This is a genomic window from Paraburkholderia caledonica NBRC 102488 (assembly GCF_000685095.1).
Lineage (GTDB): Bacteria > Pseudomonadota > Gammaproteobacteria > Burkholderiales > Burkholderiaceae > Paraburkholderia > Paraburkholderia caledonica.
In genome coordinates, this window is the sequence record NZ_BAYE01000005.1 from 186,751 (window position 1) to 199,833 (window position 13,083).

The 13,083-nt window shown below is 61.4% G+C and carries 10 protein-coding genes; 6 read left to right on the forward strand and 4 right to left on the reverse strand.

Annotated elements, in window-relative coordinates; all coding sequences use genetic code 11:
• Positions 1–464: 464 nt before the first annotated feature.
• From BCA01S_RS12625 to BCA01S_RS12635, 3 genes are all read left to right on the forward strand, one after another.
• Positions 465–1,097 (forward strand): hypothetical protein, encoded by a 633-nt coding sequence (locus BCA01S_RS12625; protein WP_027777199.1) that lies wholly within the window; start codon positions 465–467, stop codon positions 1,095–1,097.
• A gap of 463 nt (positions 1,098–1,560) precedes the next feature.
• Positions 1,561–2,241: a PspA/IM30 family protein gene (locus BCA01S_RS12630; protein WP_020070205.1), complete on the forward strand. Its 681-nt coding sequence runs from the start codon at positions 1,561–1,563 to the stop codon at positions 2,239–2,241.
• A gap of 103 nt (positions 2,242–2,344) precedes the next feature.
• Positions 2,345–3,562 (forward strand): tetratricopeptide repeat protein, encoded by a 1,218-nt coding sequence (locus BCA01S_RS12635; protein WP_027777200.1) that lies wholly within the window; start codon positions 2,345–2,347, stop codon positions 3,560–3,562.
• 107 nt (positions 3,563–3,669) lie between these two features.
• On the opposite strand, the gene BCA01S_RS12640 is transcribed toward BCA01S_RS12635, so the two are convergent.
• Positions 3,670–4,392 carry a TetR family transcriptional regulator gene (locus BCA01S_RS12640; protein ID WP_027777201.1) on the reverse strand — a complete coding sequence of 241 codons (723 nt, stop codon included), beginning with the start codon at positions 4,390–4,392 and terminating at the stop codon, positions 3,670–3,672.
• 184 nt (positions 4,393–4,576) lie between these two features.
• On the opposite strand from BCA01S_RS12640, the gene BCA01S_RS12645 reads away from it, so the two are divergent.
• Together BCA01S_RS12645 and BCA01S_RS12650 are read left to right on the forward strand one after the other, a co-directional pair.
• Positions 4,577–6,076: a flavin-containing monooxygenase gene (locus tag BCA01S_RS12645; RefSeq protein WP_027777202.1), complete on the forward strand. Its 1,500-nt coding sequence runs from the start codon at positions 4,577–4,579 to the stop codon at positions 6,074–6,076.
• Between the two features lie 71 nt (positions 6,077–6,147).
• Positions 6,148–7,197 carry an alpha/beta fold hydrolase gene (locus tag BCA01S_RS12650; RefSeq protein WP_027777203.1) on the forward strand — a complete coding sequence of 350 codons (1,050 nt, stop codon included), beginning with the start codon at positions 6,148–6,150 and terminating at the stop codon, positions 7,195–7,197.
• A gap of 430 nt (positions 7,198–7,627) precedes the next feature.
• On the opposite strand, the gene BCA01S_RS12655 is transcribed toward BCA01S_RS12650, so the two are convergent.
• The 3 genes from BCA01S_RS12655 to BCA01S_RS34820 form a co-directional block, all read right to left on the reverse strand.
• A complete protein-coding gene (locus BCA01S_RS12655) occupies positions 7,628–8,389 on the reverse strand; it encodes a bestrophin-like domain (RefSeq protein WP_027777204.1) in 762 nt (253 codons plus the stop codon).
• 86 nt (positions 8,390–8,475) lie between these two features.
• Positions 8,476–9,351, reverse strand: coding sequence for a transporter (locus BCA01S_RS12660; protein WP_341807713.1), 876 nt, complete (start codon positions 9,349–9,351; stop codon positions 8,476–8,478).
• A 581-nt stretch (positions 9,352–9,932) separates the two neighbouring features.
• Positions 9,933–10,640 carry a DUF3313 domain-containing protein gene (locus BCA01S_RS34820; RefSeq protein ID WP_161553657.1) on the reverse strand — a complete coding sequence of 236 codons (708 nt, stop codon included), beginning with the start codon at positions 10,638–10,640 and terminating at the stop codon, positions 9,933–9,935.
• A gap of 1,011 nt (positions 10,641–11,651) precedes the next feature.
• Here BCA01S_RS34820 and BCA01S_RS12670 point away from each other — a divergent pair.
• On the forward strand, positions 11,652–13,055 hold the full coding sequence (locus BCA01S_RS12670) for a methyl-accepting chemotaxis protein (protein ID WP_027777206.1): 1,404 nt from the start codon (positions 11,652–11,654) through the stop codon (positions 13,053–13,055).
• Positions 13,056–13,083: the final 28 nt, after the last annotated feature.

Here is a 13,083-nt window from a genome sequence, read left to right on the forward strand (position 1 = left end):
TGGGCGCGTAACTCAACGCCTTGTTCTCGCGCGTCAGGCGCGCATGAATCGTGAGCGGCGTAGTCTGGGCGCAGACCGCCGTGCGACTCTGTGCCCCGGCGAGTCGCCACGGCGCACCCGGGACATTGTCCGGCGCAACGTAACAGCGCATTTTAAAGAAATCAAGCGGCGCTCAACGGAGTTTTTTTGTAAGAATTCCCTTCGCTTCCACGCCCGGCGGCAGGCCGTGGGTAGATTCGGCAGGCTTGCGAGGCGCTTGCGCACATTTGCGAAGTTATCCCCAGTTTTTGTTGAAAGGCCTGTGGACAAGACCACAAAAAGCGCGACAACTCGTTGATGTCACGGCATTTTCATGAAGCGCCCGTTTGCGATCGGCGCAACTCGTCATATGATGGACTCCGCGCATGCCGATGTGCGCCAATGCGCGCCGTCAGGCGCCATGCCAACAAGTATGCGAGCCGATCATGACAAAGCCCAGCGAACGCATCGTCGTATTCGTCACACCCGCGCAGAAACGCGCGATCGCCGCCACTGCGGACGAACTCCGCATCAGCGTGAGCGAGCTCATGCGGCGCGCAGTGCTGAGTTTCAGCGCGACCAGCGAGCAGGTGAAAGCAGCGAGTATCGTCGATCGGCTCAATGTGCCACGCGCGCCTGATGCGCTCGACGCGGCGCTGCAGCGCGTCGCGCACGAGGCGAGAGTTGCGCGCGACGCGCTGCCGGCCGCGTTGCAAACGCGCGTGGACCTTCGGGCCGGTTCGGATACCAATGGGGCAAGTGTCGCGGCCGGTTCGACAGCGTCCGCCGCTGCAACTCCCGTTGAAAATGTGCCACCCGCGCCTGCACCTGCCCCGCTGCTGCCTGCTGATGTGCTGGCGGCGCTTACCGCCGAAGTCGACGAAGACGCCGTGGCAACCGCCGAGGCTGTCGCGAGAATGGCGGCGGCACGCGCTGCCGCGATTGACGAACCGCTGCCCGCCGCCGTGACGGTGCAAACTCATGTGAAAAGCGTGCTAAAACGCCCTCGTCTCGACCCCATGCGCGATGAAGACGATCCGCACAGCGATCTTGGCCCCGAAGGCGGCCGCTTCGCGTAACCATCGCGATAGTGCGCAGCAATGGAACGCGCAACGTCGATGCAACCGGCTTGCAGCGGCTTGCACCGGCTTGCACCGGCTTGTAAGCGGTCGACTGCGCATGTCACTCGCCTCCTCCCTGGCGACGCGTGCGCCTTTCACGTTGGCGACACTCGCCGCAGGCACACTGAGCGGCTCGCTCATCGCGCCCTTTAAGCCCATTTTAAGAGAGCCCGTGGTGTAATATCCGCGAGCTACAGAGGGACGGGTTGGCGTGCTCGTCGCCGAAAACCTTTCGCTTTGTGATGCGATAAGTGCACAGGTGAAACCGACAATTTGCTGTTGCGCTATTGCAATCGGCGAGCAAGCCCCGACCTCCGGTCCGAACGCTGCGCAGCTTCTCGCGCGGCGGCGTAAAGTAGTAGTGACAAGCAGTTGAGTGCGCAGGAATATTCAGCGCCGACACCATTCTCTGGAGGTTTTCATGTCGCTTTTTGACAGCATTTCGCGCACGCTAAAAGGTCTCCTGAACGACGCGGCGGACTCGGTGCAAGACCCGTCGCGCGATTCGCGCCAGATCGTACGCGAACTCGACGAGAGCATCGGCCGCGCCGAGAACTCGCTGATCGAGATCCAGGCGCAAGTGGCCACACAGCAAAGCAAGCGCGATGTTGCCGCCGACAAGGCGAAGAAGTACGAAGACGGCGCAAAGCGCGCGCTGCAATCCGGCGATGAAGCGCTGGCTCGCGAAGCGCTCGGCGCGCAAGCCACGGCCGAGGCAGAACGCGATGCGCTGACCAAGGAACTCTCTACGCTGGAGCCGTCGGTCGCGCAACTCAAAAGCCAGATCGAGGACATGCGCAGCCGTCGCAACGATCTGAATGCGCGCTCGAACATCCTGCAAGCCAAGCAACAGATCGCCGAAGCGAAAGACGTCGCTGCAACGGCGTTGGGCGGCATCGGCGGGAAAAACCTGTCCGAGGATTTTCAGAAGCTCGAAGACAAGGTCGCGTTGTCGAATGCCCGTTCGGACGCACGTCTGAATTCCGCCGATGTCAAAAGCGGCAAGGCGCTCGACGACAAGCTGGCAGACCTGAACCGCGGCCCGTCGGTGGAAGACCGTCTGGAAGCACTGAAAAAGCAGATCAACTCGCCGGCTCAGTAATTGCGTAGCAGTGCGCGGTAAGGTGGCTCCGGTCAGCCGGCCTCCGGTTAGCCGGCCCCCGCAATCGACTGAAGGAGACGGGCGCGTGGCGCCCGGTCTGCAAATGAAAAAAGTTATTGCAAGTGCGTTCGTCTCGCTGATGCTCGTATCCACGGCAGCGTTTGCCGTGCCCACGGTTCAGCAGATCGAATCGGCAATGTCGCAAGGCAACTGGCAGCAGGCCGATGCCGGCCTGTCCGAAGTACTGAAGGCGCATCCGAACAACGCACACGCGCATTACCTGTACAGCCAGGTGCTCGACCGTGAAGGTCGTTATGGTGACGCGCTCGCGCAAGTCCAGCAGGCCAAGACGCTCGATCCGCAGATCCGTTTCACCGACCCGACGCGCTTCGCGCAAGTCGAGGCACGCATTCGCCGCGACGCCGAACGCACTGCCAGCACGAGCGGTAACGGCGGTGAAAGCGGGATTGGCGCCTTGACGAACCGCACGACCAATCCGTTCGGCCAGCAGAACGCGCCAGCCGTACAGCAAGCGCCTGAGCGCCATGGTCCGGGCATCGGCATGTGGGTCGGCATTCTGATTCTCGTTGGCGTAATCGCGCTGGTGCTGCGTTGGACTTTGCGCCGCGCGCGCTCGCAGGACGATACGCGCGCGGACGACGACCGTCGCGTGCAACTCAAGCGTGCGACCGAGCTGCTCAACTCAGTGCGCTCGCTCAAGCTCGACGTGAAGCTTTCCACGGCGCCCGGGCACGAAGCATTGGAGAAAGAAGTCGAAGCAACGGAGGACCAGTTGCGAACGCTCGTTGAAGCGCTATCGAACAGCAAGAATCCGGTGCCGCCGTATCAACTCGACGAACTGGAGCAGCGCATCGGCAGCTTGCGCGCCCGAGCCGATGGCCGGCCCGATCCGAATGCAAGCGCCGCGGCTGACAGCGCGCAATCGCCGTATGCACGCGAAGCCGAGCGCTTTGGCAATCCGCAGCAAGGGCCGTATCCGTCGCAGCCGCCCTATCAACAGCAAGGTCCCTATCAACAGCAGCAACCGCCGGTTATCGTGCAGCAAGGCGGCGGTTTCGGTGGCGGCATGGGTGGGCTGCTCACCGGCGTTCTGCTTGGAGAAGCGCTGAACTCCGGACGTGAACGCGTGGTTGAGCGTGACGTGATCGTCGACGATGAAACGCGCCGGCGCGGCAACGATGTCGACAACGGCGGCGGCCTCGACTTCGGCCAAGGCTCGAACGACTGGAACGATAACAGCGGCGGCGGCATCGACATGGGCAGCAGCGACGATTCCGGCGGCTGGAGCGACAACACCTAGCCCTCGCCCGCTGCGCCGCTCAAAGCGCGGCGCACCGTGGTGCACCTGACGATACGATGCAAAACAGGCTCCCTTCATGGAGCCTGTTTTTTTGCACACTCGACGAATCACGCACGGCTCGACACGGCCGCCTGCGCTTCCTCGTGCCGCGCGAGCACCATCGAGCCCGCAAATAGCCGCACGACAAAGCGCTCGGCATAACTCACGAGCGCATCGCGGCGGGCGACGTCGGCGTTGGCGTTGTCCTCTTCGCTTGCGTCCGCATCTGCGCCGATAAACTCCGCTGACAGATGAAACAGTTGCAGCACGATCTGCGTGCACACTTCATCGACGACATCGCGCGGAAGTGCCGGCATCAGTTGCAATTGCACGACGTCGTCCGCCATTTCCGCCGACACCGCATGAAGCGTCGCGCGCACGGCTTCGCGCAATGCAGGCGACGTGCCGTGATACTCAGCTAAAGCGCTCAGAAACGCCTCGCGGTTTTCCAACGCGAATGCGAAGAACGCCACGCATGCGCGCCGTGGCACGCTGTGCGGTTCGTCGTGCGCGGCAAGCCAGCGCTCGCGGCGCAGCATCGGCCGCAACCGACGGCTTACCGAATCGACGGCTTCGCGCGCAAGATCGTCGAGCGTGTCGAAATGACGATAGAACGTGTTCGGGTTCAGCCCCGCCTCTCGCGCGAGTTCGCGCAGACCGAGGCTTGCGAAGCCGCGCCCGCCCGCGGTCAACCGCAACGCCGCTTCAATCAGCTTGCGTTTGCCGGCCGGCAATTCCTGAGTGGCCGCAGTGTCGCCGGCATTCGGCACGGCTTCAGTTACGGATTTCATGGCCTTGGTGATGGGTTTTGAATCACCGCGCAGCACGCGCGTTTAATAGACGTACTCTAAACGATCTTGACGCGAGGTGCACAGTTGTCTACCCTGCGCGTAACGTTCGAGCGGCCGCCTGTTCGCGGCCACGCCGCGTTTCCTGAACGACGACACGGCCCGAACATCCTTGCCGGAGATTGCTGTGACGCCCGCTTCATCCGCCGCATCCACACGAGCCGTCGCGCCGCGCATTGCAATCGTGGGCAGCGGCTTCGCCGGCATCGGCATGGCCGTGCGTCTGCAAAAAATGGGCATTACGTCGTTCACGCTTTACGAGGCCGCCGCCGACATTGGCGGCACCTGGCGCGACAACACCTATCCGGGCGCCGGGTGCGATGTGCCTTCGCATCTGTATTCGTTTTCTTTCGAACCGAACCCTGCGTGGTCGCGCGAGTTCAGCGGCCAGGCGGAAATTCTCGCCTACCTCAGGCACTGCGCGCGCAAGTACGGCGTGGATCGTTACGTGCGTTGCAATGCACGCGTCGTGGCCGCGCGGTTCGATGAAGCGCGTCACGTGTGGCACATCGAACTGGATGTCGACGGCATGCGCGAGAACGTCGAGGCGGATGTGCTGATCGGAGCGAGCGGTGGACTATCCCGCCCCTCCATGCCGCAAATTGCGGGGCTCGAGAGTTTCAAAGGCAAGCTGTTTCATTCCGCGCGCTGGGATCACGCGTATCCGCTCGAAGGAAAACGCGTCGCGGTTATCGGCACCGGCGCGAGCGCGATCCAGTTCGTGCCGGAAATCCAGCAGCGCGTCGCGCAACTCGATCTGTTCCAACGCACCGCGCCATGGATCATGCCCAAGCCCAACAAGCGCATTAGCGAACGCGCGCGCTGGCTCTTCGAGCATGTGCCGTTCACGCAGCGAGTCGTACGCAGTGCGATCTACTGGAAGCTCGAATCGCAGGCCATCGCTTTCGTGAGGCATCCGCAACTGATGAAGCGCCCGATGAAGCTGTGTCTCAGCTACCTCGAACGGCGCGTGAAAGACCCGGAACTGCGCGCGAAGCTCACGCCGAACTACCGCCTCGGCTGCAAGCGGGTTCTGCTGTCGAGCGACTACTATCGCGCGCTCGTCGAACCCAACGTGAACGTGATTACAGCGGACATTCGTGAAGTGGTCGCGGACGGCATCGTGACACAAGACGGCGCACATCACGCGGCGGACGCGATCATTTGCGGCACAGGCTTTCAGTTCAACGGCTTCGGCGCGCCGTTCGAGGTGACGGGCATCGGCGGCGCGGATCTCCGTGCGCTATGGCTGCGCGACGGTCCGGAAGCGTATCTCGGCACGAGCATCGCCGACTTTCCCAACTTCTTCATGATCGCTGGTCCGAACACCTTTCTCGGCCACAACTCGATGATCTACATGATCGAGTCGCAAGTGCAGTACATCGGCGATTGCCTGCGCGTGCTACGCGAGCGCAACGTACGCGCGATGGACCTGCGCCCCGACGTGCAACGCGACTACAACGCGCGCCTGCAGAAGAATATGCAGCGCTCCGTGTGGTCGAGCGGCTGCCATAGCTGGTATCAGACAGGAAGCGGCAAGGTGACCGCGCTGTGGCCGGGCTTCACGTTCAGCTTTCGCAAACGGACGCGGCGCGTGCGGCCGCGGGATTATCGCTTCTTGCCCTGATTCAGTGGCGGCTGGGGTCGGCTCGATGTCCGTTTGCAGTTTCGATTCGAACAAAAAGAGAGACGCAAAACATGGCAAGCATAGAACCTCGGTCGTCGGCCTCGTCGGTATCCGGCTCGGCATCGGGCTCGTCATCTACGAGACCATCGAACGCCGCCGCGCTGCCGCCGCGCTCGCTCGCCGCTCGGCTCGGCATCACGAGTGTGCCGCGCGACGAATTGCGCCGACGCTACACGCAAAGCGGCTCCAGATTCGTCCGGATCATGGGCGCGGATGTCCATTACGTCGACGAAGGCAGTGGCGACATCATCGTGATGATTCATGGTTTCGCGTCTTCGCTGCACACCTGGAACCGTGTCGCCGATGAACTCAAGCACGCGCACCGCGTGATTCGTCTCGACCTGCCGCCGTTTGGCGTGACGGGACCGCTGCGCTCCAGTACCGGCGTCATTGAAACGATGAACCTGCCGACCTACCGGCGTTTCATCGACACGTTCCTGCAGGCGCTCGGCGTCTCACGTGCGGTATTCATCGGCAATTCGCTTGGCGGGCTTATTGCGTGGGACTACGCGGTGCGTCATCGCGACGCGGTCGAGCGACTGGTATTGATCGACTCGGCCGGCTTCCCGATGAAGCTGCCCATCTACATCGATCTTTTCAATCACGCGCTGGTCCGCGCGAGTTCGCCGCGATGGTTGCCGGAAATCATCATCAGAAGCGCCGTGCGCAACGTGTATGGCGATGCGCGCAAACTCGACGCCGTCACGCTGCGGCGCTACGTCGACTTTTTTCGCGGCGAAGGCACGCGCGCCGCGATCGGCAAGATGGTGCCGACGCTCGATTTCGAAGAACTCGATACAAACGTGCTGACTACGCTCGTGGTTCCCACGCTCATCTTGTGGGGCGCGAAGGACCGCTGGATTCCCACCGCGCACGCCGCCGAATTCGCCCGGCGCATTCCGGGCGCGAAGTCGGTCATGTATCCGGGTCTTGGACACATTCCAATGGAAGAAGCGCCCGAGCGGGTGCTTGCCGATTTGCGGGCTTTTCTCAGCGGTAATGCGAGCAACAGTGAAGAGTTGCCGCTCCGGGAAGAAGGCTCGCGACGCGCGTCGGTGTAGGGGGCAGCGGGACGGCGCGCTGTGGGTTGGACCAGGGCTAAACGCAGGATGAAGGTCTTAGTAACGAATTCGGTCACGCGTCTGTGACGCGGAACGCAATAAACCGGACTCGGCGGATTTGTGACGCGAATTGGTTGGGTTTGCCAGTGTGTGCGCTCGGGTTGCGCCCGTTGGTGAACGGCTGAGTGCGGCCACCTACGGACGTTGGCTCACGCTTTCACGCGGACGTTCGAACGTCGGCTCCACCTTTGGTAAAGGACATTTGCACTCCGATCTTGCACTTCAAGTCGTCGGCCAGAGTTGTCATTGATAAGGGTGGCATTTCCGCCCCAACGATGTTCGCTGCCACGTAGCGCCGTCGCCGACGCTTTTTTCACAGCGTCTAGACAGCGAACGGGCGGGGTTTACCGATCGTTTCGATTGGGCATTGTCATTTTCCGAGAACGGCGAGCGCTTCGCGCATTGGAGTCAGCGAAACGCGAACGACGCCATTAAGCGGCGAGTTCAGTTCCAGGATCAGAAATATCGCCCCGGATGTCGACAAGGCACACACGAGCAACACAGCGATAGTCGTGCCGTTGCGGGGGGCGTACAAACCAAACGTCCCAAAAATGGCGACCAACCAAAACACCAAGGCTACGAGAAGCGGCATGGGAAGAGGAACTTTTTCCTTCAGTATCGCCAGCCAGCGCGTAGCGAACACTTCATCAACAAGCAGGAGTGCACGCGTCTTGAGCTCGCGTTGCATAGCGTTCTGTGGCGAAAGCCCCTCTACCATCCGCTGTATGTCTTCGACCCGGTGGGCAGTTTCTGGATTGTCGATTTTCGCCAGTCGGGAAGGATCATCGGAAGCAAGTGTATCGATCGTCGCCGCGTAGCTTCGCCTGAGCGCTTCACGGATCGGTTGCGTTTCCGGTCCGTATTTCGCCAGTACGCGGTCAAGACGGACGACATGGGCGGTTGCGTCGATGAGCTCGGTGCTTACAGTATCGAAAGAGGCCTTCGCTGACGAGATCAGCAGCCCAAGTATTAACGCGGCCATGGTCGCGATCAGACCGGTTGCGAGTCTTACTACAGCTGCCGATTCATCGTTAAGGTGCTGTTTCGGCAGCACGTTACGCAGATACGAGCCAACGCCAACACTGGCAGACGCGCACGCAAAGACAATGAAGAATATTAAAAGGTCGCTCATGTTACCTCCGTTCTGTCTCGTCGCCCGCCGGTAGCACTAAGCGATATCTTGCCGGCGGACTTCGTTAGACCGCCTGTGGCTACCCTTCAATGATTGAACCAGCGGTATTGCAATGAAAGAGAGACTGTCTGGAAATTGCCCCCAACGCGTGTTATCAGGCCGCGCGACCATGCCACCTTCGCCGACCATTGCGCAGCAAGCGGAACTGACAACGTCACGCCGTACCGCACAGTGCTTTGGAGGTCGTGGTCCTCGACACCGTTTATGCTTGTCCGACCGCCCGCAAAGTACGTCATGTCCGCAGCGAGCCACAATCCAGGACGCCATGTATAGCCGCCGTGCCACTGAAAAACGGGCATTGGCGCCTGGCTGCGCTGATGGCCTCCAAAAAAGTCATCGTTGTCGGTGAACAGCCATACGCCGGCCGCACCCTCCACGAACCAGTCTCCCAAGGGTTGAGACAGTCCCAGCTCCGGCTTGAACGCCCAACGGTTCGATCCCACGTTGATCGCGCGGGATGGCACGTACTGGCCTGTCGGCGCGATGACGAGCAGACTGACGCCCAGCGTGGTGGTTGGCCGGTGCCGCGCAAATTCTTCCGGCGTAAGTGCAGGACCGCCCAGCAGGTTCATCACGACCCTGAAGGTCGCGTCGCCCAGCCCCGATCGCCACGCGGTCCCGGGCACACCTTGGACATTACCGCTCAGGTCGGCGTTGCTATACGGTACCGCCAGCGCAAAGCTGGCGGCATGTCCCGCGATTCCGAAGGTGTGGGAGTAGCCGAGCAGGTACGTGTTGATTCTCGCGCTCACGTCGGTAATCGGCAGCGTGGGATCGAGCGACACGCCACCGGTCGATCGCGCATAGCTTGCCACCACGAAATTCGTACCCACAGGAGTCGCCGAATAGGCGCGCGGCTCCATCTCTTGCGCGGAGGTCAGCGTAGGCCAGAGCAGGGCCACTCCGGCCGTTGCGTGCCGCAGGCATCTCGCAGTTTGCGTCGCCAGGCCGATAGCCGCTCGACCTCCAGACGCGTCTGCGCGATCGGACATGATCGATACCGCCGGCGGGGTCATGATTCTCACCACATGACTGAAACGGTTCCGGTGGTCAATGCGAAAGGGCGTTACACGGCGCAATGCGGATTGTGGATGCGTGCACCGCCGGCACTTCCACGCCGGACCTCGATGCGATGTACTTCTCTGGCCCCCGTAGTCGTCCCATTGTCGCGCTGACCTCATCTCGCCAACAAGAGCGAGCAACAAACACAGCGAACGCGATCTGCCCGTCGAAGCAGATATGCAGAGCCTGCCGGACCGTCGAGAGCGCCCGGTTCGACGTCAGGTTTCAGCGCCTCAAGCCGATCACTGTCGTCATGCCACACCGACCTGACCAATCGCAGGTCGTACGCCGAGCCAAATCACTTCCAGGTTCCCTCCTGCAGGCAGCACCAACGCATTTATCTGTTGCTCGCGTGATGCCCCCTCGGGTCTCGTCGCAGGGGCGGTGAAGTCTTTATCTGCGCGGCCAAATGCGATCCGTCTCATCTGGGCTTGACGTACCGCGCCAGTTCCGGAAAGGCAGATGCCGCCAGATCGTCCAGTAACGGCTTCAACGTGTCCAACGTCATGACCTGCGTACTTGCAACCTGAGCGAGGCGCTCGCCTGTCCCAATCCGCACCCTCTCCCCCAGCAACTCACCCGTGACGCTGTCCGTTCCCTCGACTTCGATCACGATGAAGGCGCGTTGAGGCGTACCACCCGTCGCGGTCCTTATGGCCATCGTGGCCACAAAGGCCATCGGTACGTACTGGTAGGGCTTGAGGCCTTCCCCTTGCGAGGCGACGCTCGTGAACCCGGCGCGAAGGTGCAGCACGCCCGGCCCCGGCCGATCGACCATCCTGAATCGCTGACTGAGTGACCGCTTAAGCGTGTCATTGGAGTAAGCGAGAATTTGTTGCAGCGTCTCAGCGCTCACGCGGTCGTTTGGCCTCGGCTCCGGATAGAAGATGAGCGGATCGAGCAATATCGCGTTGTAGTTGGCGGGCGTGAGCTTGGGGCTCACCCAGGCCCGAATGGTCCTACCCTCGTTGTCCTTGGTCTCCGTCAGACGGGAGTAATCCCTCAGGAAACCGGAATTCTCCGCGACGTTTGCTTCAGACCCGGACCCAGACCCCAACCCGCCCGCACATGCTCCCAAGATTACGGCGACCAAAACAACGCCTATCTTGCCTGAAACCGAGTTCTTCATTCTGACCTCCTCAATGTCGTTCAACTTCGGGTTGAATCGCATGTTGTTACCGCACCGTCCGAATAGCGGTAAAGTCATGCAAAGTACGCGCATAGCTGAAGTAAGACCCATCGATAGACTCAATCTTGTCGATGCTCCCGAAGCGTGAACCGCCGTCCCCTACGGTCAGTATCAACTGCTGGAGGCAAGGCTTGGCGCCCGGATGCATCGGCTACCTTTAGGGACCATAGGTCACAGACGCATATGCTCATATCGGACCTTGGTCCGATATGAGCACGTGAGCGCATCGCTTGTCGTGCATGGTGGCTCGGTCGGACGTACCGTCGTCACATGAACCGTCTCGTTTATCCAAGGTTGACGGTTTTCGACTAGGTGGGCTGTCGATTGCTATTTGTAATTATTGGCAGATCCATGTGAAAGCTTGTGGTGCAAACGGCCGTTGTAACTCGGAAGCGGCCTGTCGGGTCACGCCGGCCCAACCGACCGCAAAGGGTCGGTTTGAGCCGTTCCGCCACCGCAAGACCTGCATCCGCGAGCACGTCCCTGCCCTGCTGGTCATGTACCAGCAACCAGGCGTCCTTTAATATCAGCCCCAGCGCCCCGCCGTCGACTCGCCGAAAGGACAATGCCAGCAGTCACCAATCCAGTCTTTCCACTCTCACGACCCTGGCCCCACTCTCACAAACTCCGCTCCCCCACAAACCACCCCTACCCCCCACCCCCAAGAAAGCGCAACAAGCTCCAAAGAAACTTGCAGAGCATGACGATTAGCTCCCACAAATGATAGAGCTGTTGCCAGCCCGAAACGCGCGCTAAGGAGTCGTACATCGTTACCGTCGAAAAAAGGGATGGCCGCAGCCGCACGCCTGATTGCGGCTGTCGCGACGCCAAACCGCACATGATAGCGACTGCGGGATACCCCGTATCAAGTCCGCCGAAAGCCAGCCGTAAACGCATTGAGAAGACGCTGTGCGCCAACCGCCAGCGCCGTTAGCGTCAAAGGAGACGTCCATGTCGCGTTTCAGCTTTCGCCGGCCGGCCCGCTCCGAGGCGGTGGTCGGTGATATTGCCTCGCAGGCGGGCAAACTGGGTATCGAAATTTGCGATGTGTCCGGCCACGTCGATGAGGTCGCCGCGCGCGTGCAGCATCAGGCCCAAGTCTGCAAGGCGTTGCGCGAGTCCGCCGCGCAGACGCTCGCGGGCAATCATCGGATCGCGACTGCTGCGCGAGGCATGCGCGAAGTCTCGGCGCATGCGGCAACCGGCGTGCAGGAATCGCAGGAGACGCTGGAGGCATCGCTCGCCGACATCCACGGTCTGGTGGAAGGCGTAACGGTGATCGAAAGCCAGATCGGCGCGCTACGCAGCGCGCTTGCACACGTGAGCCGCGTCTCCGAGGAAATCTCCTTGATCGCGCGGCAGACGCATCTGCTCGCGCTGAACGCCGCGATCGAAGCGGCGCGCGCCGGCGAGTCCGGCCGCAGTTTCGCCGTCGTGGCGGCCGAGGTGAAGAACCTGTCGGCAAAGACCGCGCAGGCAACCGGTCAGATCGAGACGACGCTCGCGCAACTTACGCAGCAGACCGAGCAGTTGATCAACGAAGGCTCAGTGAACACGGAGCGGGCGCACCGGGTGCGTGAGGGCACGCGCAAGATCGGCGACGTCGTGCATGCGACAGGCGACGCCATCGCGCATCTGAACAACGAGGCCGAGCAGATCGCGGCATTGACCGGCGAGATCGAAACGCAGTGCGACGGACTCGAGGCGCAAGTGCTCGAAATGGCGACCGGCGTCGAAGATTCGAGCGAGAACTTCGTGCAGGCGAAGAATCGTCTCGGCAACTTGCTGGGCGTGTCGGAGACGTTGATCGAGTTGACAGCGGCGGCGGGCGTCGAAACCGCTGACACACGCTTTATCGAAGCCGTGCAGGAGGCAGCGGCCAAGGTAAGCAAGGTATTCGAGGCGGCTGTCGCGCGCGGCGAGATTTCTCTCGACGATCTTTTCGATCAACACTACGTGTCCGTGCCTGGCAGCAATCCGCAGCAGTTCATGACGCGGTTCACGGCTTTTACCGATCGCGTTCTGCCGGCGATTCAGGAGCCGCTACTCGATCTCGATCCGCGGGTCGCGTTCTCAGCCGCGATCGACGTGCGCGGTTATCTGCCGACGCACAACCTGAAGTTCTCTTTGCCGCAGCGTGACGACGTCGTGTGGAATATGGCCAATTGCCGGAACCGGCGCATTTTCAACGACCGGACGGGACTGGCTGCCGGGTCGCATACGAAGAAGTTTTTGCTGCAGACGTATCGGCGCGATATGGGCGGTGGGGAGTTTGTTTTGATGAAGGATGCGTCGGCGCCGGTTTTTGTGCAGGGGCGGCATTGGGGTGGGGTTAGGATTGGGTATAGGGTTTAGGATTCAGGCGCTTTCGCTTTGTGCTTAC

Excerpts from the sequence above, each read along its gene's own strand:
- BCA01S_RS34820 (WP_161553657.1), bottom strand. The coding sequence starts at position 10,640 with ATGAAGAACTCGGTTTCAGGCAAGATAGGCGTTGTTTTGGTCGCCGTA.
- BCA01S_RS12630 (WP_020070205.1), top strand. The coding sequence starts at position 1,561 with ATGTCGCTTTTTGACAGCATTTCGCGCACGCTAAAAGGTCTCCTGAAC.
- BCA01S_RS12625 (WP_027777199.1), top strand. The coding sequence starts at position 465 with ATGACAAAGCCCAGCGAACGCATCGTCGTATTCGTCACACCCGCGCAG.
- BCA01S_RS12635 (WP_027777200.1), top strand. The coding sequence starts at position 2,345 with ATGAAAAAAGTTATTGCAAGTGCGTTCGTCTCGCTGATGCTCGTATCC.
- BCA01S_RS12640 (WP_027777201.1), bottom strand. The coding sequence starts at position 4,392 with ATGAAATCCGTAACTGAAGCCGTGCCGAATGCCGGCGACACTGCGGCC.
- BCA01S_RS12655 (WP_027777204.1), bottom strand. The coding sequence starts at position 8,389 with ATGAGCGACCTTTTAATATTCTTCATTGTCTTTGCGTGCGCGTCTGCC.
- BCA01S_RS12670 (WP_027777206.1), top strand. The coding sequence starts at position 11,652 with ATGTCGCGTTTCAGCTTTCGCCGGCCGGCCCGCTCCGAGGCGGTGGTC.
- BCA01S_RS12650 (WP_027777203.1), top strand. The coding sequence starts at position 6,148 with ATGGCAAGCATAGAACCTCGGTCGTCGGCCTCGTCGGTATCCGGCTCG.